Origin of the sequence: Chryseobacterium daeguense DSM 19388, from assembly GCF_000430825.1 — a bacterium.
GTDB classification, from domain to species: Bacteria; Bacteroidota; Bacteroidia; order Flavobacteriales; family Weeksellaceae; genus Chryseobacterium; species Chryseobacterium daeguense.
The window spans coordinates 25760-48675 of sequence record NZ_AUMT01000018.1 but is presented as its reverse complement, the minus strand read 5'-3'; the positions used below and the strand labels follow the sequence as shown (position 1 = coordinate 48675).

Sequence of the window (22916 nt, the reverse complement as noted above, 5' to 3'; positions counted from 1 at the left end):
ATCCTTAGTGTTTAGCAGCCTTTTAATTTTTTTAGATATACATGTTTACAATGGCTTCAAACAGCTCCTGCTTACCGCTTTTCGGCTGAGGCTCTCCTATTTCGTGAGCAATTCTCTGAAGATCTTCCAGCGTAAGGCTTCCTTCCTCATAAGCTTTACCGTTTCCGCTGTCAAAAGAGGCGTACCGGTCTGTTCTCAGTTTTTTGTAATCTGAATTTTCAAGAATATCTGCAGCAGCGAGAAGTCCTTTTGCAAAAACATCCATTCCTGAAATGTGAGAGATGAATAAATCTTCGGGATCAATAGAGTTTCTTCTGATTTTAGCGTCGAAATTAATACCTCCGTTTCCTAATCCTCCCGCCGGAAGAAGTACCAGCCATGCCTGAACCATATCATAATAATCTATCGGGAACTGGTCTGTATCCCAACCATTCTGATAATCTCCCCTGTTGGCATCTATGCTTCCTAAAAGTCCGGCATCTACCGCAGCCTGAAGCTCATGCTCGAAAGTATGGCCAGCCAGTGTTGCGTGATTTACTTCAATATTTAATTTAAAATCTTTATCTAATCCGTAATGTCTAAGGAAACCGATTACCGTTTCAGAATCATAGTCGTATTGGTGCTTTGTAGGTTCCATAGGTTTTGGCTCAATTAAAAATGTTCCTTTGAAGCCCTGCTTACGCGCATAATCCCTGGACATGGTAAGAAAACGTGCCAGATGGTCTTTTTCACGTTTCATATCTGTGTTCAGAAGGCTCATGTATCCTTCTCTTCCGCCCCAGAAAACGTAATTTTCACCACCTAAAGCTATAGTTGCATCAATAGAATTTTTTACCTGAGTTCCGGCACATGCCACCACATCAAAATTCGGGTTAGTAGAAGCTCCGTTCATGTATCTTTCATGGGTAAAAACGTTTGCCGTTCCCCACAAAAGCTTGATTCCTGTTTCCTGCTGCTTTTGTTTTGCATATTCTACAACCGTCTGCAGGTTTTTTTCATAATCCTTCCAGTTATCTGCAGGGTCTACCAGATCAATATCGTGGAAGCAGTAATAGCTGAAGCCCATTTTAGACATAAATTCAAAACCGGCATCCATTTTGTGCATTGCTCTGGCTACGGCATCATTTCCGATATCCCAAGGATGATGAATGGTAGGTCCGCCAAACGGATCACTTCCGTTGGCGCACAAAGTATGCCACCAAGCCATTGCAAATTTCGTCCAGTCTTTCATAGGTTTCCCCATCACCATTCTTTCTGCATCATAATATCTGAAAGCTAAAGGATTTTTGCTTTCTTTTCCTTCAAACTGAATTTTGCCGATACCTGTAAAAAACTCTTTTGTACCTGTTAAAGTGTTCATATTTTTATCTGATTTATATTTTAATTTATTGTAAAATTTATTGTAGAATCCCTGCTCACAGGCTCTGAAAAGCCGGTAAGTAGTATGGAAAATTTCCTTTGTTACTGGGTTATATTATTTCTTTAAGATGATCTTTCCATCTTGAATAGGCTTCTAAATACTGTTCTCGTTTCTCGTGTTCCGGTTCTATTACCGCTATTTTTTCAAGGGAAGAAAAGGCTTCCTTAGAATCTGCATAAAAACCGATTCCCATTCCTGCTGCTCTTGCAGCTCCTACCGCCCCGTCTGTATCATAAAGCTCAATTACAGCATTGCTGACACTCGCAAGCGACTGGCGAAAAATTGAACTTAAAAACATATTGGCATTTCCGGCACGGATCACCTGAATATCCATACCTATATTTCTCATGATGTTCATTCCGTATTCATAGGAGAAAACGATTCCTTCCTGCGCCGCACGCAGAATATCTCCTTTTGAATGGATATTAAAATTAATCCCGTGAATGGAACAGCTCGTATCTTTATTTTCCAATACTCTTTCTGCTCCGTTTCCGAACGGAATGATGCTTAGTCCTTTGGAACCGATGGGTGAAAGTGATGCCAGATCGTTCATGTCTCCGTAGGAAGATAATGACGTGGCAAAGTTGTGCTTTAGCCATGAATTTAAAATTCCGGTTCCGTTAATGCAAAGCAATACTCCCAATCTTGTAAGTTCCGGTGTATAATTTACGTGGGCGAAAGTATTTACTCTTGATAATTTATCATATTCCAGCTGGTCCAAAACTCCGTACACAACACCTGAAGTTCCTGCTGTGGAGGCAATTTCTCCCGGATTAAACACATTTAATGACAATGCGTTATTCGGCTGGTCACCTGCTCTGTAGGAAATAGGGGTTCCTTCTTTTAAGCCCAGTTCCTCTGCAGCGGATGCAGAAACCCTTGACTGTATACCGAAAGTCGGTACAATTTCCGGGAAAAAGCTCTTCGGAATTCCATAATAATTAACAATATCTTCCGAAATACAATTATTTTTAAAATCCCAGAAAATCCCTTCCGACAACCCTTCTATTGTCATAGCGATTTCTCCTGAAAGCCTCATCGCGATGTAATCTCCCGGAAGCATTATTTTATCTATTTTTTCAAAGATTTCAGGTTCGTTTTCTTTAACCCAGGCTAGTTTTGAAGCTGTAAAATTCCCGGGTGAGTTCAGCAGATGAGACAGGCATTTTTCTTCACCTATTTCTTTGAAAGCTTTTTCACCATAAGGAACAGCACGGCTGTCGCACCAGATAATGGATGGTCTCAGCAGGTTTTGATCCTTATCCACCAAAATAAGACCATGCATCTGCCATGTAATCCCGATCCCCTTGATATCTTCTGCATGTACTCCTGATTCATGCATAACAGACTCATGTGCCAGCTTCAGGTTGATCCACCAATCTCCCGGATTTTGTTCTGCCCAGCCCGGATTTATCGCTGTGATTTTCATCTCTTTTACAGGAGAAAATGCTGATGCGATCACCTTTCCGGTGGCTGCCTCGATGAGACAAACTTTCACAGAAGAACTGCCAATATCATAGCCTAGTAAGTACATAATTTCAAAAAAGGGGTGTTATTTTATTAGTTTAGTATGGTTTTTCTTGTAAATCTTAGCATCGAATTTATAAAACCTTGCTGCCCGGTGCGATACATTCTTTTCTATCTCCTCCAAAGGAATAATATAGCTGAATGACGAAACTTTCTTATGAAAATTTTTAATATCAATATATTTTTCGCTCAAAGCGCTGTATAATTTATAGAGCTGCCTTATGGTAAACCTTTTAGGAAGCAATTCAAAAATAATCGAGAAGTCGGACTCAATCCATTTTCTGATCTCAATTAAAGATTCACTGATAATTTTATTATGATCAAAAGGCAGCGCGGGTACTTTTTCAATCGGGCACCAGTCTACCGTAGCGTATTTCGTACTGTTGATTTTGTGATCTATCTTACAAAGAGAAAGGTAAGCCACTGTAATGATCCTGTCTATATCATGCTTGTACTCCGTTCCCATCCATTTGATATCATCCTGGCTGCTTGCTCTCATGGGATCTGCAAAACATTTGAACTGCTTAAGCACCATTTTTTTTATTCCCGTAAGCTCGTGAAGAACCCTCTCCGCAGCATCGTCTACATCTTCATTGCTAAAAATAAGACTTCCCGGAAGCTTTATCTGTCTTTCCGAATCAAGATGTCTTTCTACCAATAAAATATTTAATCTGTTTTCATGGTCAAATCCAAAAACAACACAATCAACAGAAACATATGTATGTATAAAATCCGGGCTCATGTAAGTGTTAACATTTATGTAACATGACAAATATAAAAATTCAATTGAATAAAAAAAATAATTTTCGTGCTAACACTTATATATCAATAGTTTACATATCGATTTTTTATGATAACAATTGTATAAAAAATATGATAAGGTTATCATAAAAATTACAATTACCAATCTTATAAAATATGAATTTACAGATGTTTGGATTAAAAAAGCGCCGGAAAAAAAAGAGAAATTTTGGGGTGAAATTATATGATAACAAAAATTAAAAAACTTAATTTTTTTTATTTAAAAAGTATTAAAAAGTGTATATTTTACACTTTTTAGCGATGAAATACGTAAAAAAAATGATTTTTTGTTTACCATTTTTGTATCCCGAAGTGTAAAATTATGCTAAAAAGATAATTTTGGTATAAAATAGACTTATTTGTATGTACATTTATTCCACTCTTTATGTAAGACTGCTTTGTATGATGCGGAACTGGGCTAACTATTTAGTCAGCGGTGCTTTGCTTTTCTTTTTAATTCTCGTATTTTAAAAGTAAGAAGCTTCCGCAGATCATCATGAGTCTGTTTGTAGGTTTTGATGCTTTTTTCGAGCTTTCTTTTGTTGCTTAGATAATCCTCATACAGAGCAGATAATTCAGAAGCCCGGGTAATGGCATCACAGGAAACGGATTCCGGATCCTCTGCAATTTCCTTCAATAAAAAACGGTAATATTCCATTCTTTCTGTGAGGCTTGTATGAAGTTTTGGTTCAATTCCCTGCATTTTTAATTTATTTAATCGTAAAACCTGAAAAACCGGCCACCGGACTGTCACTTTCAAACAAAACTTTTACTTCAGTTTTATAAATGCCTTTATGAGAAGGCTTGGAGTAAATTTTACTCAAAACCGAAGAAAGCAAAACCTCATCCGGATCTCCCAGTTCATGCAGCGGCAGATCATTGTATTCATTTACAGCCAGCTGCGGCGGGATTCCGTTGCTGTATCCACCGTCATTATTAGAATTAAATACTTTATAAATAACAGGATGCATCTGCCAGGAAATTTTCTTTGGTTTCCGCTGATCTTCAATTACAAATCCCGCCATATCTTTTCCTAAAGTGACGTCCCCTGCCTGAATGACCTGCAGATAAGGCTTAAGATTATTGATAACAATTTCCGAAGCAGAAGCTGTGCTGGGGGAGGTAAGAATATACACCTTGTTCAGACCTAAAGAATTGCCATGTAAGGTATTAAAATCAAGCCCGTTTGAAATATAAGCGATCTGTTGGGCAAAAGTCCTTTTTACGGTACCGCCATTTTTATTTCCTTTGTAAATGATGAACGGAGAATCAGCCGAAATACCTGCCGGAATCAATGAGCAGAGTGCCGCTGCCGAGGACACGGAACCTCCATAATTATATCTCAGGTCGAGGATCAGCTCCTGTATTCCTGCAGATTTAAATTCAGCAAATTTTTGATTCAGCGAGGAAGTCATACCATCCTGAAAATCATAGATATAAAGATAGCCGGTTTTTTTACCGTTCTGTTCAAAAATCTTCGAAACTAAAGGTTGTTCAAAAGAATAACCGTAATACACCGTAATATTTTTTTCATTGATAACAGAAGCGTTGCTCCAATCTCCAACCGTAAGCTCCAAAACTGTCTGATTGGGAATAGATGAAGCCAGCTGCTCTGCATTGGAAGCAGTAACCTGCTGACCGTTTACTTTTGTAATAATCATCCCTCTTTCCAGGCCTGCGTTGAATGCGGGAGAATTTTTCAGCACCAACTTGATCACTGTGACCACCTGCCCGCCGGGTAATTGAAGAATAGCATAATCAAAACCATACATATTCCTTACGGATCGCGGATAGGTAGAAGAATCCGCTGTATTGACCATAAAGGAAAACCGGTCTTCAGGAGAAAGCAGGCTTTTAAAAAAGTCCTGTACCGGCAAATGATAATCCGGCTTTGCAGGCATCTGATCTGCCCAGTAATAATAACGCCTCATACTGTCCTGAACCCAAAGATTGACAGATTCCGTACTTCCTTCCGGAAAATAAGGAGCATCATCCTCCGTGCGGTTGCATGAAGTAACTGCAATCAGTAAAACCAGCAATACCTGTAATGGAATTTTCAAATAGCTTTTCATAGCATTCTGACTTATAAATAATCTGCCACATCAATATCGCCTTTCACTACCACTGCTCCGTTTTCCAGCTTTTCCTGAAGCACAATCATATTGGCGCCGATATCCTGCTTTAAAGTAACTTTAATGATATTTGTCCCCGTGTACGGTTCGTTGGTTCCGGGTTTGTAAATTTCTAAGAACACAGGCGCAGTGCTGCTGAAAAAATTATAGATCTTCACTGTTGTAAAATCTTTTTTTCCGATATTTTCAAATTCTGCCAGTACCACTCCGTTTTCTCTTTTCAGAACCCCTTTCACGCCGTCCAGCGATGAACCGGAAAGCTCCCCAAGATTAGGAAATATAAACTCAAAGCCTACTTTTCCGAGATTGACCTGCGGTTTTACGGCGTAAGCATTGAGGAAGATGTCCGGAAGATTGAAAAAATTAAGGTTTTGATAGTCTGCGGCGTTATCATAATTGACGTTATACTTTGCAAGCCGGGATCCCGTCTGCAAATTATAAATGCCTAATTCATTGGTTTCTCCTTTGTCCAGAACGAAGCTGATCTGGGTTTCTATCTTTTCAGAATAAGAATCTTTGCCGTTAATGACTACCGGGATTCCGTTTAACCTCATCTGGATGACATCAGGCTTGGAAAACCCTTTTATATTGATTTGAGCAGACTTCTGAACCTTATCATAAACTTCAAGAGTATCCTGATCTGAACAGGAAAATAATATAGTAAATATTGCGAATGCTAATAGTTTTTTCATTTTAATTGTTTTAAATTATAAAAATTTAAACTTTAAAAAATTGCCCCGGCCCGAAGCTCAGGGCAATTGTTAATTATAAAAATATGAGTTGGATATATTTAATAAGATTTGCTTGCAAACCTTACTTTTAGTTTCATGGTTATCCTTTTTTACCCAAGGATTATTTTTTGATGAATTTCACCCTTTCCGTGATAATTCCGTCGGAGATTACAGCTATATAAAGACCTGCCGGAATACCTGTTACATTTATGTTTTTAGAATAGTCTGCCTTAAGGCTCTGCTGACCCGCCATATTGTATATGCTTACAACAGTATTGTTTTCTTTAAAGCCCGGATTTAATTTTAACTGTAAAGCATTGGAAACCGGATTTTCCACTACTTTGGTAATATTTTTACCTGATTTTGCCTCTTTTGTATTTAATACGGAAGCAAAAATGGTCATCTCGTCAATATTTATATTTTGAGAATTTGAAGCTGCTCCGGATGAAATCCTGTTTGACCAAAGGCCGATATAGATTTTCTTGCCGGCAAAAGCAGAAATATTTACCAAGCATTCTGCATATTGGGTAAGGTCTGAAGGTAAATTGGCCGTAGTAGCATTAAACCTGTAAAGTGCACCTCCGGAATTCTGCGCATCAGTAGCCATCTGCTGGAAGTCTGATATTTCAGGAACCGGTTTCTGGGGAGTGCTTACGAAAATATAAACATCTCTGCTCACAAGTACGTGCGTAGATCTCTGTCTTCCGATGTATCCTGCCAATGTAAGCGTTCCTCCTGCACTGGTAAGGTCAATCTGGGGAGATATGATCCAGTCGTTTTCCGAAGCAAATCCTGTAGCATTACCCGTAGGAACCAAATTGATCGAATGACGGAGAACTCCTGAAGTTCCATAGGTAAGAGCCGTTCCGTTATGATAAATGTTCTGCCCCTGTACCCATCCGTTTCCGTTACCGTTCAGGTCATGAAAAGTCCAACCCTGAAGATCGGCAGGAGTATCAAAAGAATTGCTCCACACTGGTAACTGCGCTGCCGCTGCCTGTGATAAAAGGATAAGAGATGATAAAATTATTTTTTTCATAATACTGATTATTAAATTATTTAAACAAAAAGTAAAAGCAGGGAACGGCAAATGAATACCTTTCCCTGCATTAAGTATTAGTCTACGATTGAGAAATCATATTTCGTCCAAGAACCCTGGAAGTTTCCACAGTTTCTCGGAGATACGTTCCAGCCTCCGTTATTGAAGAACGGCTGGCTCATACCAAACAGAGATGCAGATGCTGAAACAGCAAGGTTAGCAGCAGGAATTCCTGATGTACCCGTTCCTGTAACAGAAGTTGTAAATCCGTGTACTCTGATAGAGCTGTAAGTAGATGCAGAAGATAACTGTGATCCTGTACCCTCTACTTTGATTCCCGTAGGATACCCTGTGATTACGGCATCATTTAAAGTTAATCTACCGTTTCTTCTGATGTGGATCCCGTTTTCATAAGCAGGACCTACCCCAGCGGTAGGAGAAAGTACGTTTGTACTAGGTCCTACGATGGTAAGATTATTGATAACAGGGTGTGTAAGAAGCGGTGTAGATGTACCGCCTGCGTTGTTATCAAGCTCGATACCGTTTGTATCAGAAACCCCGCCGCTTGTAGTGTGAGATGAATTAGAATCTGCCAAAGCCAATGCACAAGTAATAGTACCTGTATATCCGTTGTCAAAATCGAAGTTATCATCTTCTGCCGCAAAAGAAACTAAGTTTGAAGCATTAACCGTACCTCCGAAAAATTCAAAAGAATCATCCTGCCCATAAGAAACCTGGATGTTACTTAAGCTGGTACCGCTTCCCACTCCCGCAAGAGTAAGAGCATTTACTTCATTTCCTGAATTTGCCCCTACGAAATCGTACCCTGCAAACTCAATACGAACATATTTCATGATTCCTGCATTGTGTGCAGAATTAGAACCACCAAAATAATAATCACTTCCGCTAAGACCTTCCACTGTAGTGGTAGTCGGCACGTTTGAAGGTGCATCACCTAATAAAACCACACCTCCGAAATCTCCCGGAACAGCTGTAGTATCTTCATTACCGTCTAATAATCTGTAACTTGTAAAGATAATAGGCTGAGATTCTGTACCTGTAGCATTGATACGACCTGTTTTAGTGATAACAAGAATACCTGAACCTTCACCTGCTGCATTTGGCTTAGCTTTGATGAATGTACCCGGCTGGATGGTAAGTGTAGCTCCATCTTTTACTGTTACGATACCGTTGATTTCTATAACTCCGCTCCATGTAGTGTTCGAAGTGATAGCACCGCTAACAGTGGTAACAGGAAGTGATGAAGCCGTAATATATTCTGCAGAAGCAGGCTTCATTTCGAATGGAGTTGAAGATTCTGCTAATGAATCGTTTTGACATGCAGTAAGTGATAAAGCTGCTATGGCGATTAAACTTAATTTTCTCATAGTTATAAATTTTAGATTGTGATACCGGTTTTTGTTTTTTTAAGGCCGGCTTGGTTTCTTTTAGAAATACCCGCCTCTGTATTTCTGCGATTTGGTTTACACTTGTTATTACTCTGCATTACATGAGGAGCTGTAGTGAAGAGTTCCCATTTTATCTGCCGGCTCCGGGAAGCTTCCGGCAGCGTTTTTTTCGCTGAATCTGTACTGTGTTGCGCATCCATCAGTAGTTTTTTGATTCAATCTCAGGACACCTACCTGTTCGTTGCATTACTGAGCTCTTTTCTATTTTTTATATTATTTTAAAAGGTATAATTGATATTCACCCCGAATATTCTCCCGCTGTAAGCACGGAAAAGAATCTTGTCTATATTTTTGTCGTATTTGTTAGTGGCGCCCGGCAGCAGCTCCAGCATTTCTCTCTCTGTCTGCACGTTTCCGTCTTTTGCTACTGAGTAAGAATTATAATTGTTGTAATATTCCTTTACTCTGTTGAAAAGATTTCTGGCATTAAATTTTACTTCTAAGTTTTTGTCCCTGAGAAATTTATACGAGATCTGTGCATCGGCAACCGCATACGGCCTCTGGATTTCTTCCCCGTTGTAGCCGTACCCCACTGTAATGTACTGATCGCCTTTGGCATTGTACAAAAAGCTTACTCCCAATCTTTCTCCATCATACAAAAGTCCCAGATTGTATGCATAAGGAGTCTGTCCGTAAAGGGGTCTTTCTACTTCATAGGTAGCATCTTCATCAGTGGTTTTGGCCTTGTCTTTAAAAGCAATTACTTTGGTGGAATTGTAGGTGAAATTTCCGCTGAGGAAGAGTTTTTCCAGAATTGAATTCTCTGAAATAAAGCTTAAATTCTTTCTTACCCCAACTTCAAACCCTTTCAGCTTTGCATTTTTTGAATTTCCGTTATACAGGTACAGGTTTCCCTCGCTGGAAATGTATCCTTCCCTTTCAATAGGCTTATCGATATTTTTGTAATATAATCCTGCCGAAAATATTTCGCCCAGTCCGGGGAACCACTCAAATTTAAAATCATAATTATTCACTATGGAAGAAACCATTTCAGTATTGTAAATCAATCCGTTGGCAATAGGATCAAAATACGGCAACCCGGTTCTTTCATTAAACTGCGGCCGAATCACCATTCTGTTATAAGCCAGTCTTACATTCATTTTTCCTGTAGGACTGTACGTGAAATTAGCTGAAGGCATGAATTGCCACGGTTTGTCTTCTACAGCATTTTTATTGACATTCTGGGGATCTGCCGGATCCAGCTGCTGGGAAATCATTTTATATCTAAAATATTCTGCTCTCAATCCCCAAACCAGCCTGAATTTATTATTCCATCGGTTATCAAACATGATAAATCCGGCATGCTGATCCACTTTTCCTTCGTATTTTTCGTCATTGTAAAGCGGCCTTGTCTGCCATCCTATTCCACCCGGCACGTAGTGGGAGCCGTCAAACCAATCAGAAAGCGCGCCTTCCAGGGTTTTGGTGGGAACACCATTTGATTCATCCGTTCTTAATAAAAATTTCTGCTGAACGTTGGTATTTTCTTTAGAAGCTCCCGCATATCCTATTTTAATATCATTTTTAAAATTTCCAAAATCAATGTTCCATTTAAAGGAAGCTCCGTAATTATAGTCAGTTTCACGATTTTTGATATAACCTCGTGCAAAATCACTTGAAGAGTTATTGGCCTCATGATAAGCAAGAGTTTCAAACCCTACGAATCTGTATAATGTCTGATGCAGCGTGTAATCTTTTGTATCAGATCCCACACCTGTTCTTGCGATAAACCAATCAATATCTGTACTTCCTATCTTATGGTTCCCTTCCAGCTTGTTTTGCAAAAGAGTCTGGTAAACGGGATAATTTGCATTGGAAGTATAAGGCCTGTCCAGGGTTTTAATTTGTTCCGGGTCATTATTGGGGATAATTCCGTTATAAAAATAATTGTAGGCTAATTCTGCATTGGCCGGAAGCCCGCTGCCAGAAGTATATTCGTTCCAACCCGTAATTCTTGTTACCGTATTGTCATAAATATGCGTATAAGAATTTCTGAATGAAAACCGGCTCTTTCCCAACTGCAGGCCAAAATTCATCATGCCTGCAATGGTAGAATTGTAGTTGTAGGAAGCCCCCTGATTTTTAAAATTATAAAATATTACGGGCTCCTCTCCCGCTGATTCCCAATCGGAGACAAGATAAGTCTGATCCAGCCAGTTTCCTCTTCCGGTGTGGTCTATCTGCAGATTATTCTGCTCGTTTCTTAGGACTAAAGCTCCTGCAAATCCCCATTTATTATTGTTGTTTAATTTAAAAGTCCTTCCCAGCGCCAACTGGATATTAGAACCCATATCTGCTGTTGTACGGTAATTGGTAAAATTATCATTTGTAAACTGTTTCGACTGTTCAAAAAACTGTGGGTTTTCCCAGTTCATGGCTTTCAGGCCCATTGGAAAATCCCTTGTTCCATCGTCATACCCGAAATAATCATATTTTCCTTTTTTGCGTGTAAGAAATTCTTTAAAAGTGGCCTGGTCATTATAAGATGTTCCCAATGTTACGGTAGTAAAATTTTCGTTCGGGATATCCTTTGTCTTTACTTCCACATAGCCGCCGGCGAAACTTGCATTCATGTCGGGAGTTGCCGTTTTGCTTACAATTACACTTTCCACCATGGAAGTCGGGATAATATCAAATGAGAAATTCTGGTTATAAGCTTCCGTGCTCGGAAGATTGATCCCGTCCATCACAGCGGTATTCCAACGTTCGCCCATGGATCGTACCACTACATATTTATTATCAATTGTTGTGATTCCGGTTACCCTCTTCAGCGTTGCTCCTACATCGTTATCCGGTGTTTTTGCAATCTGCTCGGCAGAAATACCGTCACTCATCTGGGCTGCTTTTTTCTGCAATGCCAGTAAACCCGCCTGGGTATTTGACTTACGCGTTCCTGTAATCACAACTTCTTTGATGCTCGCTACTTTATCAGAGACAGATCTCAAGGCAAATGAAACAGTATGGGTTTCTTTATTGTTTACAGCAAGTTTTTCCACCCGCAAAGAGCTGTATTTTGGAGCTTTTACGGTAAGAGTGTATGTTCCTGAAGGCAGTTCAATGGTGAAATCTCCGTTATTATCCGTGGAAGTTTCTTTTCCGCCTATGACAATTTCCGCTCCTGCCACCGGATTTCCCACCTCATCTACAATTTTCCCGGAAATTTTCCCGGATCCCGGCACCGCAGCACCGTTCCCCTGGTATTTTATCGAAATAAGATCGCCCCGAAGACGGTAAACAATGGGAAGACTCCCCGCAATATCTTTAAGACAGGCATTAACGGTTATATTTTCACATTTCAGACCTTTCACTTTTAGTTCTTTAATATCGGCTTTAGAATAGGCCAGTCTGAGCCCTGCCTTTCCTGCAAATTCTTCTAAAACTTCAATCAGCGGTTTTTCTCCTTGAACAGCGAATGATATTTTCTGCGATAATTCCTGCGCTTCAGCTGTTACGGTAAAAAATAATGCCGCGATGGTAACCCCACATTTCAAACTTTTCATTTTCACTTTTTCTCTTCTGGTTTATTTTTAATCCTTCTTAGTTTTTTATCTGATTTATTTTTTCAGTATATAAGTCTGTTTTTCTTTCTGCCCTTCCAGCCCAAGAATGAAAGCCAAGGCTTCTATATTCTCATCTGTGCTGCCTCCTGTAAAATCTACCGTGATTTTTTTCTCAGATACTTCCTTTGGATAAATAATACTGATATTGTAATTTTTCTGTAAAACTTCTGCTACTTCCTTCACGCTCACATCATTAAAACTTAAAGACAATAAAGAGGACAATCCGGTGTATGATCTGTTTTCTTTTTTAAATGAAATAACTGCAGCTGTGCGCTCTACCCCAAAGTTGGTCCATTTCTGATGAGGCTTCAGGAAGGTTACGGGAACGCCCGCATAAGTAACTGCCACTTTTCCTTCGTAAAGATCCACGGCCTTATCTTTTCCGGACTGGGTGATTTTAAAAACAGTACCCAGTACCCGGGTGCTGAATCCGTCTGCACGAACGATAAAAGGATGCTCTTTAGATTTTGCTACCGAAAAAATGGCATCGCCGGTTAGTTCCACCACTCGGGTATCAGCCGGGAAAGATTTTTCTACGGTAAGCTTTGCTCCGGGGAACAAGGTTACTACAGAACCGTCTGCAAGGTGAACTTTCTGGTTTCCTGATTCTGAAAAATAAACATCCGACTTAAAGAAAATCTGATAGGTAAAGAATCCTCCCAATGTAAAAAGAAGCAATATGGCGGCAGCAATTTGGCTTAAATGCCTCCTGAAAACTGTTTTATAACCTGTTTCATAATTCTGGTTAAAATAAGGCTCCAGCGAAAAAAGAATTCTTTCCTTAGATTCTGCATTGTGGCTTTTATTAAGACTTTTTTCCGTTTCAGCTTTCCACTGATTTAAAAGTTCCGTTTCTTTCTCCAACATTTTTTCTTCTGAAACTTCCCTTTCCCAAAGTCTGAAAACAAATGATTCAATATTCCTGTAGTTTAAGTTTTTCATAAATTTCTGATGTAAGTTCACCGTTACATCTATAAAACCGTGAAAAAGGAAAAGTTCCCCGGGCCACATTTAACATTGTATTCATATTAACTCATATTTCCGACAGTTTTTGTTGAATTTTCTTCATTTATCAACATTCCATTCATATTTCACGTCAGATTTTCAGAAATAATTAATCTTGAAATCTTTAAAGTTCACAAAAAGTTAATTTTTGATTAGGTAATTTTGCCTCATCAATATGAATCAGACAGATCACACTTTATTGAAAAAAATAAAAACAGGCGACCGGCCTGCTTTTATCCTGCTGTATGAGCGGTATTGGGACAGCTTATACCGTTTTGTTTTTGTAAGAACAAGAGATAAGGATGTTGCCGAAGAGCTGCTGCAGAATCTCTGGATTAAAATTCTGGAACAGACAGACAGCGTTCAGACCGATGAAAATGAGAGCGCAAAAGGCTACCTGCTGCGGCATCTGCATTACAGGATTATTGATCATTTTAACAGCTCTAAAAAAATCTCCGCAGTACGTATTGATGAATCCGAAGACCCAATCGATATCACGGATACGGAATATTTTGAAATTCTTGAAGAAAATGATATTTCCTCTTTATTTTCAATGATTGATGAAGTTGTTTCCAGTCTTCCGTCTACGGAGCAGAAAGTATATGACATGAGAATCAGGCAGAATATGTCTGTAGATGAAACTGCCGAAGCACTGGGATTAAGCAACAAAACAGTCAGCAATAAGCTAAGCAAAGCGCTGGGTGAGATCCGCGAACAGCTGAGCCCCGAGTATAAATCGACTAAAAAATTTGTTGCTCTTATTGTTTTTGTGGAGATTCTTTCGAAAAGTACATAAATGAATAGCTGTATTCAGGGCTGTCGAAAATGTCCGGAATGATGGAAACAGAAATTAAACAGCAAATGGAACTGAGACCGGAAAATAGTTAGAATTAAATTTAATACACTATCGATCCTGGGGCAGCATATTTTAATGATGAAAAAATTCATTCACCTGAATGTAATCCGGCATATATTTGGCTGTAAGCAAAGTGTTTCTTATAAATTATTATCTAAATCTTTATTTCCATGAGCCATAAAACTACGTTACTGGAAGCCAATGCAGCAATTACTGCAGGAGATCATGAGAAATTTTTGTCTTACTGCACAGAAAATACATATTGGGTTTTTGTTGGTGACAGGACGCTGACAGGAATTGAGGAAGTAAGAAAATATATGGCTGAAGCTTATCAGGAACCTCCCAGATTTGAAGTTGAGCGTATGATTGAAGAAGGAGACTCTTTAACTGCAATAGGTAAAATCAGCCTTTTAAATGAAGATTCTCAATGGATCGATTATGAATATTGTGATGTTTGGAGATTTGAGACTGGAAAATTAGCAGAGCTGAAAGCTTTCGTGGTTTAATTTTTATTTTAAGATAAATTAAAAGAATTTTTGCACATTGTAGTGTACAACTGCGATAGTGTCCTGTAGCCCTGGATAGCTTTATGACAGCCGTTTATATTGTGTAAAAATGAAATTAACTGCGTTTGCCTTTTAACAGTTTATCTTCTCTTCAGCTTAGAATTCAGGCTCTTATTCTACAAACAATGCAACAATCCACCAAAAAGTGATTTAATAGCAGATATAAAGGCTTTTTTTTGTAAATTTCAACACAAAATTTTACAATCACAAAAACTAAGCATGGAAATCAATACTATTTATCAGTCCATAAAAAATTGGAAAACTCTTATTGATTCTTATCAAGGCGGAAATGAGCAAAGCGGGAAAGATATCCTCCAGTTCCTGAATCAGGGCACGCATTTCTCAGTGGATGGATCCGAAGTTAAAGAATGGAAAAAACGTCTTGAGAATGAGTCTGATAAAGCGATACATGTCTATACAGGCATTGACAATAATCTGTTAAAATTTTTCATGATAGATTCAAAAAGCGATGCCGCGGGTGATTTCAGTTATATTGTTGTAAAAGATTTCAACCGCACCCCTCCGCAAGCACCTATAAATGTAACAACCGATGTAGTTTCAGAAGCCCCGATCACTTCCGAATCCGCTATTTATCGTAATTTCCGGTTCAATATGTATTGCAGCGCATGGATTCCGTCCCAGAAAACGGAATTTTTCCGTATCATTTCTGTTCCTTTTGATGATTATGAAAGAATGCAGCTTGCAGATGATCAGCATTGTACCTCATTCTTCGGGCTGACTAATGAAGCCGCGGAAAATTCATCTATGCAGGATTATCATTTAGAAATTGTAACGGTAAAAGATATCGGGGTTAACAGTATAAGCCAGACTGCAGAAAACTATTCTACTCCACGCCCGCCGTTTACAGCCAATGATCCTGTCGTGAATTATCAACTATTGCTGAAGAGTGATGCCTACATATAACGATCTTTCGTATTATTTGCAGTTTACGATCAATCTTACGCTGCTTACGGGGCTTGGCTTGTTTGCGAAGACCGGTAAACAGTCAAAACAACTGTTGCTGATTTTTATTGCCGGTGAACTGGCTCTTGAAATGTATGATCTTATTTTGCGGCTTATGAAAATAAATACGGTTAATATTTACATTTATCCCCTCAGCCAAAGCTTTGGGTTATTAATGATCACTGAGATTTACAATAAATATTTCTTCAGAATATCAAAAGCTGTAAAATGGCCGGTCTACGTATTTGCCGGATTTTCCTTATTCATTAATATCTTTTATGCACAAAAGACAGAATCAGTCACTTTTTACTTGAACATCATTACAAACATTATAATCTGCAGTTTTGCGGCGGTTTACTTTCTCAATATTATCAGAAATTCAAAAATTGATAAAACACTTTTTATTCTGAATATTCTGATCTTTTTATTCTTCTCAATTGAAAGTATCATTTCAACTACTTTTAATTTTTTAATTAACAATCATCTGGAATGGGTTGCACCCGTCTGGCTTTTTAGAGGCGTACTTTTATGGTTTTTTTATATTGCTTTTATTAACCTGGGATGCCGCGTGGGGAAAATGAAAGTGTGATTGTCTTATGGATATGGATAGGTATTGGACTTCTGTTCCTGACTACCCTATTCATAACCATCCTGATTACCAATTATATAAAAAGTGTCAAAAAAAATAAACGAAAAGTCATGCAGCTTTACCGCAATACACAAACAGAATATAGGGAAAATACCCTTATCTTGCAGGAAAGAGACAGAGAAAGGCTTGCCGGAGAGCTTCATGATAATATTATCTCCCGGCTGAATCTTATCCGGCTCAGCACACCGCATAAAAGCACTCATGAGCTTAATACGGATTTAAAAAATTCTATGCAGCTCATAAGGGAACTCAGCCATAATTTAACCCCTCCGGACCTTAACGAAATCAAGCTTACAGATTTAATTTCTGATTACCTGGAACAGACTAAAAACAGCATTGATATTGATTATTATCAATCAATTTTTACAAAAAACAACATCAGTAACCCTATAAAGATGAATACATTCCGAATAGTACAGGAACTGATCACCAACACGTTGAAACACGCCGGGGCCTCAAAAATTAAGATCAGTCTGAAAGTATCAGAAAAACACCTGCTCCTCGTTGTAGAAGACAACGGAACCGGCTTTACTCCCGAACATCATGCGAAAGGGATTGGCTTAAAAAGTATTGAATTGAGATCCAAACAAATTAAAGCGATTTATAAATTTAAAAACAACCCTCAGAGAGGAACAAAATTTATTTTCATCTTAAATATTTTATAATAACAATGAATAACTCAAAAATTAAAATAGGAATCGTGGATGATGACCTGCTGTTTGTGCAGCTTCTGGAAAATTATATCAATAATAACGGTGAATATGAAGTGGTGCTTACCTCAACCGGCGGCCATCATTTTCTGAATGAAACAGATACAGATTTACCCGAAATTCTCATTCTGGATCTCAGAATGACCAATGGCGACGGCCTTGAAGTGATGTCTGCCCTATCCCAAAAAAACGCCGAAACCAAGATTATTGTATTATCCAGCTTTTATCGGCGGTCTTTCATGGGACAGATGTTGAAAATGGGAGCTCATGCTTTTTTACCAAAAGAAATTGAGCTGGAAGAGCTTTTAAAGGTCATCAATGCAGTGTATCACAACGGTCATTATTTTTCTGATGAGCAGGTGGAGGTCATGCGCAGCCAGCTGTCTAATAAGCTTCCTGAATTTCATGCATTTTCTAAAGATGCTTTAACGGAAAGGGAAATTGATGTACTGAAACTGGTTTGTCAGCAATTGAGCACGAAAGAGATTGCCGATACATTATTTATTTCCCCAAAAACGGTGGAAACGCATAAAACCAACCTGATGATTAAAACCTGTGTGAAAAATATGGCAGGGCTCGTAATTTATGCCGTTCAGAATAATATTGTGGATGCCGATGAGATTGTGCTGCTGGATAAGTAGGTTATTCTTTAGGCTGCCATATATTATATCGTACAATATTGAATTTCATGACTGCTTTAAACAGTATGCTGCCGAACCATTCATTAAACCATGCAAAATTATTGTTTCCAAAGCCTATGGTTTCTGCATATACATTTACATCGTCCTGAAAAACCCTTATAAAGACATATCCTCCTTCGAAAAAATGGCTTGGCATCGCATAGTTAATCAATACCATATTATCATCATCATGTGTCGTTTGTACCGGACCTCCAAACATTGCTACAGCGTTGCCACCCTGAGTTCTTGGGCCAAACATCATATTATCTCCCCCTTTAAACGATCCGGGAACTGTGGTGACACTGTAGGTCTTTAAAAATTTAAAAAATGCTGGTCCATCTGCACCGGGTCTAATTTTTCCCACTAATTTTACATCATAATAGAAATGTGGACGCTTATTGACTTCCAGATCTAATTTTTTCCACGCGGAGCGTACTCCATTCATTATTGGAATTCCTCTGTATTCTCTGATATATTGCCTGCTTTTCCATGAAGTACGAGTAACGTATTGAGCTGATCGCAATAAAACAGCATAGAATTTATTCATATCAATTTATTTTTAAGTTAGTACTAAGATTATAAAATCAAGGAGCACATTAAATGCACTCCCTGAATAAAAACCTAAAACACACTGAGATTAAGAAGGATTAAGCATTTGTGCAATAGAAATAGCATCTGCTACCGTATCCAGGCTGTAGATCTGCATTACACCCTGTGTAGTGGCTGCCTGACCTAAGATATTCTGCTGATTTTGGTTATTTACCGCATTTTCAAACATGATACCTGTGGAGTGTGCAGCCGTTTGATATACATTGCCCAAAGCAATTGCAGGTGCTTCTGCTACTACTTTTACGTTGGTTTGTGTTACTGCGTCCGTTATTTGTTCATTAACTACTGTTGCCATAATTAAAATTGTTATTAAGATTTAAAAACAACCGGATTTTCCGGTCATGGTTATTATAATTGATTGATTGATTGTAAAGCAACCGGAAAGGATCCGGCTGCTGAAATTATTTTAATGCCGGATTATGAATTAGGATTCAGCATTCTTGCGATAGAAATAGCATCTGCTACCGTATCCAGGCTATAGATCTGCATTACACCCTGTGTAGTGGCTGCCTGACCTAAGATATTCTGCTGATTTTGCGTATTTACTGCATTTTCAAACATAATTCCTGTAGAGTGCGCTGCGGTCTGGTAAACGTTACCTAAAGCAATTGCCGGAGCTTCTGCTACTACTTTTACGTTGGACTGCGTTACTGCATCTGTGATTTGTTCATTAACTACTGTTGCCATAATGATTTTGTTTATTTGGGTTTGAATAACAACCGGATTTTCCGATCGTATGGATTATTATTTTATATTATTTAATTAAAACTAAGGGTTTAGCATTTTTGCGATAGAAAGTGCATCAGAGATGGTATCTACGCTGTAGATCTGCATGACTCCCTGTGTAGTAGCTGCGTGGGTAAGAATATTTTGCTGATTTTGGATATTGACTGCATTTTCAAACATAATACCCGTAGAATGAGCCGCCGTCTGATATACATTTCCCAAAGCCATTGCAGGAGATTCTGCTACCACTTTCACATTGGTCTGGGTTACCGCATCTGTAATTTGTTCATTAACTACTGTTGCCATAAATGATTATTGATTATTAGATTTTAAATAACCGGGCTTTCCGGTTACTGCTTTTCCGGTTTAATGCCAAGAAAAGGGTTTTAAGAATTAGGATTCAGCATTTTAGCAATGGAGATAGCATCTGCTACTGTATCCATGCTGTAGATCTGCATTACTCCCTGCGTGGTAGCTGCCTGACCTAAAATATTCTGCTGATTTTGCGTATTTACCGCGTTTTCAAACATAATTCCTGTGGAATGTGCTGCAGTTTGATATACATTTCCTAAAGCCATTGCAGGTGCTTCACCTACTACTTTTACGTTAGACTGTGTTACTGCATCTGTGATTTGTGGATTCACTGTTGTTGCCATAATTGTAATTGTTTTTTTTGTGAGATCTGATCTCGGTTAATAAAATATTTGATTGTTAAACTAGTTTTAGTATAATTTAAAAACCTCCCACACTTACGATGAAAAAAATAAGCATTGCTGTAAGGCTGATGTTAAATAGATGGATGTAAGTGTGATTCCCGGTACAATGACTGAAGATTTTATCTTTGCAAGCTGTGGGAGTTTTAGAGAATATAAATAAAGGATGCGGCTGGGATTTTATTTAATTAAAAATCAATTCCTGCTGTAGATATGCTGTAAATAGAATAATACCGTGGGCTGAAGAACGCATTTCTAAAAAATTAATTTTGAGGATTCACAGCATCTGAAAGCGGTGTAAAATTTTGACCTGATTGTATATGCTGAGATCACCGGCTTTTGTTCTACAGGGAATGCGCCGCATCCGTAGTTGGCTTTTACTGGAAATTAAAAATTAAAACGGCCTTTTTTCAACATCATTAATTCTCTTCTTAATCTTCCGGAGCCTATTTTTTTTATTCCCATTACGGAATTGCTCAATCCTATCAGAGAGTCCCGCTGCTGGCTCGTGACGGAGTTTTCGTACATCAATCCTGTGGAGTGTGCATTTACATGCATGGAGATCGCGGTAGGCACCGAGGTAGACATTCCTACAATTTCTGTATTGATCTGATTTTGATTTTGTATCATAAGTATTAATTTTTGAGGTTAACTGTTATTTACGGATGTTGGCAAATCTTGCTTGCAGCTTGTTCATTCTTTCTGCGATCTTAAGCTCTTTCTCCTTTATTTTTCCTTTGGAAACTTCCTGAAGTTTTTTCAGCTGGTCCTCATAGCTCATCGCTACAGGGTTTGCCGGCGAAGCTGCCGGAACGGCCTGTTGATAAGCCTGCTGCTGTTTCACGGCTTCTTCCAGTTTTTCTAGTAAAGGGGCTAAAGATTTAAGGGTCTCCTTGGTTGCTTTTTCTTTAATATAATTGATGATCTCATCTTCATTACTGATAATGAAAGGCATCATATCTTCCTTATCCAGTACTTTATTTTCATCATTTATTAATTTCTCGTCTTCTTCCAGAATAGCAGCTTCCGTTTCAAGCAGCTTCTTCATTATAGGGTCAGGATCCGGAACAGGAACAACGGGAGCATGAGATTTCACTCTGTGATTTATAGGTCTGCGCATAGATTTTGTTTTAATTGATTAATAACTGAAGACCATTCCTAAGCAGAACAGCATAGCTATATCAGGTAGCCTATGAAAGCTCCGGCTGCCGTCCAGTCTCTGTTAAGATCCTGAATTACATTACTTCCGATAATCTCAATGGCAATACATCCTGCGATAGCATTGGCGGAAATCATCTGCTTTAATTGGTCATTAGGAAGATTAAGTATATATTCATCAGGAATTACCGGTAATTTTCCTGTATTGGCAGGACTTTCATTAACGATAATCTCAAGGATTTCCTGGAAATAATGGGCAATTAGCTTAGCTCCCTGAAATTCCAGCTCTCTTTTTAATTCTACGATCTCACTTTGAGTAACGAGATCTGATATTCCGTTTACATCCACATCATGAACTGAGTATAAAGCTTCTCCGGTATTGGATGCAGTAATCGTAATATCTGTTTTCAGGATACATTTTGATTTTTCGAGATTAACGGTAAGAAGCTTAGAATCAATTTCCGGCTCTGCAATATCACTCAGCGTATTCAGCGGAAGGATTCTCACGTTGCAGAAAAAAGTCTGATGCTCTTCCAGCTTGATCATGATCACCGCAATGCCTGTGGATTTGTCTTTCGGCTCTATTACAAAGGATTGGTAATTATTGTATCTCTTCCCTTTATTCGTGCAGATCACCTGTCGTACAGCGGGCTGTATATTGATATTGGAGGTTTCGAGGCTAAAGACTACACGGTCACTGTTGTTTTCCGGCTTTTTTGTACTGAAATAGGCGCTGTCACTATTTCTCGCCAGATAAAGGCTTTCATTTATTTCTTTTAGAGAACGTAGATTTAAAATTTTTGCCTGTTTTGTTTCGTTTGAATAATTCATATTTTAATTTTTTTTAATTGTTCAATTAGTTTTTTAAATATTGATTTTTTTGAAGATCCGCTTGTATGTATTTCTGCAGGTATTACGGCTTCCTTTATTTCCGGTTTTATCAGTGGTTCTGTAAGTTTTACAGATTTTAGAACCAGTTTTTCTCCATTATCAGCAGAATTGGAATTTTTTCCCATGACATTCTCCTTCTGTTCAGAAACCTTTTGGGCAGGTGACTCGGTTAGCCGTTTTTTTTTTCGGGATCCTCGGTCTCAGCGGAAATGCTTGTAAAAGGGGAAGAATTTTGCATTCCACTTGCTGTTGGGTGAAGAATCCCGGGATTATATATTGCGCCGGAGATTTTCGTTTTCGCTTCAGCATAGTCGCTTACAATTTTAAATAAGTCCTTGATCATATCGTTGCTTCCACTTCCTATAAAATCATCCTGCATTTCTGCCTCACTTTTTGCATTTCCGCCAGAGTTATTATTACTGCTTTTGCTTTTTGGTCCACTGGGTGAGCCGTACGTGAGTAAATTATTTGCCAATCTGCTCAATGCAATAAGCCCCACCTGTTCAAACCCTTTTAAAAAGGACTGCAGATCCTGAACCATCATTCCCGCAGACTGCTCTATCATTACTTTTGCCACACCACCCATTGGAGAGGCTGTTGGCGGAGCCAATACTTCAGCATTTACAAATTCTACCGCTGTTTCTGCGGGAGTATTAGCTGCCGGAGCCTGAGGCTGTGTTGTTTCATTGTTATTCTCATCCATTGTGACAG

27 protein-coding genes are annotated in these 22916 nt (G+C 38.6%); 6 read left to right on the top strand and 21 right to left on the bottom strand.

All coding sequences use genetic code 11. The annotated features are described in order from the left end of the window. Positions 1-31 precede the first annotated feature (31 nt). The 11 genes from xylA to H560_RS0117865 all read right to left on the bottom strand — a co-directional run bounded on the left by xylA (position 32) and on the right by H560_RS0117865 (position 13621). A complete protein-coding gene (gene xylA, locus H560_RS0117920; RefSeq protein WP_027381263.1) occupies positions 32-1360 on the bottom strand; it encodes a xylose isomerase in 1329 nt (442 codons plus the stop codon). Positions 1361-1469: 109 nt separating this feature from the next. After that, positions 1470-2954 (bottom strand): xylulokinase, encoded by a 1485-nt coding sequence (locus H560_RS0117915; protein ID WP_027381262.1) that lies wholly within the window; start codon positions 2952-2954, stop codon positions 1470-1472. 18 nt (positions 2955-2972) lie between these two features. After that, on the bottom strand, positions 2973-3689 hold the full coding sequence (locus H560_RS0117910; protein ID WP_027381261.1) for an NUDIX hydrolase: 717 nt from the start codon (positions 3687-3689) through the stop codon (positions 2973-2975). A 489-nt stretch (positions 3690-4178) separates the two neighbouring features. Next, positions 4179-4451: a hypothetical protein gene (locus tag H560_RS0117900; protein ID WP_027381260.1), complete on the bottom strand. Its 273-nt coding sequence runs from the start codon at positions 4449-4451 to the stop codon at positions 4179-4181. Positions 4452-4458: 7 nt separating this feature from the next. Continuing rightward, on the bottom strand, positions 4459-5820 hold the full coding sequence (locus H560_RS0117895) for a S41 family peptidase (RefSeq protein ID WP_027381259.1): 1362 nt from the start codon (positions 5818-5820) through the stop codon (positions 4459-4461). A gap of 11 nt (positions 5821-5831) precedes the next feature. After that, positions 5832-6572: a hypothetical protein gene (locus H560_RS0117890; RefSeq protein WP_034753171.1), complete on the bottom strand. Its 741-nt coding sequence runs from the start codon at positions 6570-6572 to the stop codon at positions 5832-5834. A gap of 160 nt (positions 6573-6732) precedes the next feature. Then, the gene (locus H560_RS0117885; RefSeq protein ID WP_027381257.1) at positions 6733-7650 is read right to left on the bottom strand and encodes a T9SS-dependent choice-of-anchor J family protein; all 918 of its coding nucleotides are present in this window, start codon (positions 7648-7650) and stop codon (positions 6733-6735) included. A 77-nt stretch (positions 7651-7727) separates the two neighbouring features. Continuing rightward, the gene (locus H560_RS21965) at positions 7728-9038 is read right to left on the bottom strand and encodes a hypothetical protein (RefSeq protein ID WP_034753167.1); all 1311 of its coding nucleotides are present in this window, start codon (positions 9036-9038) and stop codon (positions 7728-7730) included. A 108-nt stretch (positions 9039-9146) separates the two neighbouring features. Continuing rightward, positions 9147-9278: a hypothetical protein gene (locus tag H560_RS23650; RefSeq protein WP_262486298.1), complete on the bottom strand. Its 132-nt coding sequence runs from the start codon at positions 9276-9278 to the stop codon at positions 9147-9149. Positions 9279-9337: 59 nt separating this feature from the next. After that, a complete protein-coding gene (locus H560_RS0117870) occupies positions 9338-12619 on the bottom strand; it encodes a TonB-dependent receptor (RefSeq protein WP_027381255.1) in 3282 nt (1093 codons plus the stop codon). A gap of 54 nt (positions 12620-12673) precedes the next feature. After that, a complete protein-coding gene (locus H560_RS0117865) occupies positions 12674-13621 on the bottom strand; it encodes a FecR family protein (protein WP_034753189.1) in 948 nt (315 codons plus the stop codon). A 238-nt stretch (positions 13622-13859) separates the two neighbouring features. On the opposite strand from H560_RS0117865, the gene H560_RS0117860 reads away from it, so the two are divergent. The 6 genes from H560_RS0117860 (at position 13860) to H560_RS0117835 (ending at position 18069) form a co-directional block, all read left to right on the top strand. Next, positions 13860-14480: an RNA polymerase sigma factor gene (locus tag H560_RS0117860; protein ID WP_027381253.1), complete on the top strand. Its 621-nt coding sequence runs from the start codon at positions 13860-13862 to the stop codon at positions 14478-14480. A 230-nt stretch (positions 14481-14710) separates the two neighbouring features. Next, entirely contained in the window at positions 14711-15046 is a 336-nt protein-coding gene (locus tag H560_RS0117855) for a nuclear transport factor 2 family protein (protein ID WP_034753165.1), read from the top strand. A gap of 279 nt (positions 15047-15325) precedes the next feature. Continuing rightward, complete coding sequence (locus tag H560_RS0117850; RefSeq protein WP_027381251.1) at positions 15326-16030, top strand: hypothetical protein; 705 nt, start codon at positions 15326-15328, stop codon at positions 16028-16030. Further along, the gene (locus H560_RS0117845) at positions 16017-16658 is read left to right on the top strand and encodes a hypothetical protein (protein WP_027381250.1); all 642 of its coding nucleotides are present in this window, start codon (positions 16017-16019) and stop codon (positions 16656-16658) included. The genes H560_RS0117850 and H560_RS0117845 overlap by 14 nt, the downstream gene beginning before the upstream one ends. Positions 16659-16768: 110 nt before the next feature. Then, positions 16769-17383: a sensor histidine kinase gene (locus H560_RS22565; RefSeq protein ID WP_162143866.1), complete on the top strand. Its 615-nt coding sequence runs from the start codon at positions 16769-16771 to the stop codon at positions 17381-17383. Positions 17384-17388: 5 nt separating this feature from the next. Beyond that, positions 17389-18069: a response regulator transcription factor gene (locus H560_RS0117835; RefSeq protein WP_027381248.1), complete on the top strand. Its 681-nt coding sequence runs from the start codon at positions 17389-17391 to the stop codon at positions 18067-18069. 1 nt (position 18070) lies between these two features. Here H560_RS0117835 and H560_RS0117830 read toward each other — a convergent pair whose 3' ends face one another. From H560_RS0117830 to H560_RS0117785, 10 genes are all read right to left on the bottom strand, one after another. Further along, positions 18071-18655 carry a hypothetical protein gene (locus H560_RS0117830; protein ID WP_027381247.1) on the bottom strand — a complete coding sequence of 195 codons (585 nt, stop codon included), beginning with the start codon at positions 18653-18655 and terminating at the stop codon, positions 18071-18073. A 90-nt stretch (positions 18656-18745) separates the two neighbouring features. Beyond that, positions 18746-19012 (bottom strand): RebB family R body protein, encoded by a 267-nt coding sequence (locus tag H560_RS0117825; protein ID WP_027381246.1) that lies wholly within the window; start codon positions 19010-19012, stop codon positions 18746-18748. A gap of 122 nt (positions 19013-19134) precedes the next feature. Continuing rightward, a complete protein-coding gene (locus H560_RS0117820) occupies positions 19135-19404 on the bottom strand; it encodes a RebB family R body protein (RefSeq protein WP_027381245.1) in 270 nt (89 codons plus the stop codon). Between the two features lie 81 nt (positions 19405-19485). Then, entirely contained in the window at positions 19486-19749 is a 264-nt protein-coding gene (locus H560_RS0117815) for a RebB family R body protein (RefSeq protein ID WP_027381244.1), read from the bottom strand. Positions 19750-19829: 80 nt separating this feature from the next. Continuing rightward, entirely contained in the window at positions 19830-20099 is a 270-nt protein-coding gene (locus H560_RS0117810) for a RebB family R body protein (protein WP_027381243.1), read from the bottom strand. Between the two features lie 444 nt (positions 20100-20543). After that, the gene (locus H560_RS0117805; protein ID WP_027381242.1) at positions 20544-20786 is read right to left on the bottom strand and encodes a RebB family R body protein; all 243 of its coding nucleotides are present in this window, start codon (positions 20784-20786) and stop codon (positions 20544-20546) included. Positions 20787-20811: 25 nt separating this feature from the next. Further along, the gene (locus tag H560_RS0117800; protein WP_027381241.1) at positions 20812-21276 is read right to left on the bottom strand and encodes a hypothetical protein; all 465 of its coding nucleotides are present in this window, start codon (positions 21274-21276) and stop codon (positions 20812-20814) included. A 56-nt stretch (positions 21277-21332) separates the two neighbouring features. Continuing rightward, positions 21333-22145 carry a hypothetical protein gene (locus H560_RS0117795; protein ID WP_027381240.1) on the bottom strand — a complete coding sequence of 271 codons (813 nt, stop codon included), beginning with the start codon at positions 22143-22145 and terminating at the stop codon, positions 21333-21335. Continuing rightward, a complete protein-coding gene (locus H560_RS0117790; protein ID WP_027381239.1) occupies positions 22142-22330 on the bottom strand; it encodes a hypothetical protein in 189 nt (62 codons plus the stop codon). The genes H560_RS0117795 and H560_RS0117790 overlap by 4 nt, the downstream gene beginning before the upstream one ends. 44 nt (positions 22331-22374) lie before the next feature. Continuing rightward, positions 22375-22908: a hypothetical protein gene (locus H560_RS0117785; protein WP_027381238.1), complete on the bottom strand. Its 534-nt coding sequence runs from the start codon at positions 22906-22908 to the stop codon at positions 22375-22377. Between the last annotated feature and the right edge of the window lie 8 nt (positions 22909-22916).

Coding starts and splice junctions, on each gene's coding strand:
- xylA (WP_027381263.1), bottom strand. CDS start 1,360: ATGAACACTTTAACAGGTACAAAAGAGTTTTTTACAGGTATCGGCAAA.
- H560_RS0117915 (WP_027381262.1), bottom strand. CDS start 2,954: ATGTACTTACTAGGCTATGATATTGGCAGTTCTTCTGTGAAAGTTTGT.
- H560_RS0117910 (WP_027381261.1), bottom strand. CDS start 3,689: ATGAGCCCGGATTTTATACATACATATGTTTCTGTTGATTGTGTTGTT.
- H560_RS0117900 (WP_027381260.1), bottom strand. CDS start 4,451: ATGCAGGGAATTGAACCAAAACTTCATACAAGCCTCACAGAAAGAATG.
- H560_RS0117895 (WP_027381259.1), bottom strand. CDS start 5,820: ATGAAAAGCTATTTGAAAATTCCATTACAGGTATTGCTGGTTTTACTG.
- H560_RS0117890 (WP_034753171.1), bottom strand. CDS start 6,572: ATGAAAAAACTATTAGCATTCGCAATATTTACTATATTATTTTCCTGT.
- H560_RS0117885 (WP_027381257.1), bottom strand. CDS start 7,650: ATGAAAAAAATAATTTTATCATCTCTTATCCTTTTATCACAGGCAGCG.
- H560_RS21965 (WP_034753167.1), bottom strand. CDS start 9,038: ATGAGAAAATTAAGTTTAATCGCCATAGCAGCTTTATCACTTACTGCA.
- H560_RS0117870 (WP_027381255.1), bottom strand. CDS start 12,619: ATGAAAAGTTTGAAATGTGGGGTTACCATCGCGGCATTATTTTTTACC.
- H560_RS0117865 (WP_034753189.1), bottom strand. CDS start 13,621: ATGAAAAACTTAAACTACAGGAATATTGAATCATTTGTTTTCAGACTT.
- H560_RS0117860 (WP_027381253.1), top strand. CDS start 13,860: ATGAATCAGACAGATCACACTTTATTGAAAAAAATAAAAACAGGCGAC.
- H560_RS0117855 (WP_034753165.1), top strand. CDS start 14,711: ATGAGCCATAAAACTACGTTACTGGAAGCCAATGCAGCAATTACTGCA.
- H560_RS0117850 (WP_027381251.1), top strand. CDS start 15,326: ATGGAAATCAATACTATTTATCAGTCCATAAAAAATTGGAAAACTCTT.
- H560_RS0117845 (WP_027381250.1), top strand. CDS start 16,017: ATGCCTACATATAACGATCTTTCGTATTATTTGCAGTTTACGATCAAT.
- H560_RS22565 (WP_162143866.1), top strand. CDS start 16,769: ATGCAGCTTTACCGCAATACACAAACAGAATATAGGGAAAATACCCTT.
- H560_RS0117835 (WP_027381248.1), top strand. CDS start 17,389: ATGAATAACTCAAAAATTAAAATAGGAATCGTGGATGATGACCTGCTG.
- H560_RS0117830 (WP_027381247.1), bottom strand. CDS start 18,655: ATGAATAAATTCTATGCTGTTTTATTGCGATCAGCTCAATACGTTACT.
- H560_RS0117825 (WP_027381246.1), bottom strand. CDS start 19,012: ATGGCAACAGTAGTTAATGAACAAATAACGGACGCAGTAACACAAACC.
- H560_RS0117820 (WP_027381245.1), bottom strand. CDS start 19,404: ATGGCAACAGTAGTTAATGAACAAATCACAGATGCAGTAACGCAGTCC.
- H560_RS0117815 (WP_027381244.1), bottom strand. CDS start 19,749: ATGGCAACAGTAGTTAATGAACAAATTACAGATGCGGTAACCCAGACC.
- H560_RS0117810 (WP_027381243.1), bottom strand. CDS start 20,099: ATGGCAACAACAGTGAATCCACAAATCACAGATGCAGTAACACAGTCT.
- H560_RS0117805 (WP_027381242.1), bottom strand. CDS start 20,786: ATGATACAAAATCAAAATCAGATCAATACAGAAATTGTAGGAATGTCT.
- H560_RS0117800 (WP_027381241.1), bottom strand. CDS start 21,276: ATGCGCAGACCTATAAATCACAGAGTGAAATCTCATGCTCCCGTTGTT.
- H560_RS0117795 (WP_027381240.1), bottom strand. CDS start 22,145: ATGAATTATTCAAACGAAACAAAACAGGCAAAAATTTTAAATCTACGT.
- H560_RS0117790 (WP_027381239.1), bottom strand. CDS start 22,330: ATGGGAAAAAATTCCAATTCTGCTGATAATGGAGAAAAACTGGTTCTA.
- H560_RS0117785 (WP_027381238.1), bottom strand. CDS start 22,908: ATGGATGAGAATAACAATGAAACAACACAGCCTCAGGCTCCGGCAGCT.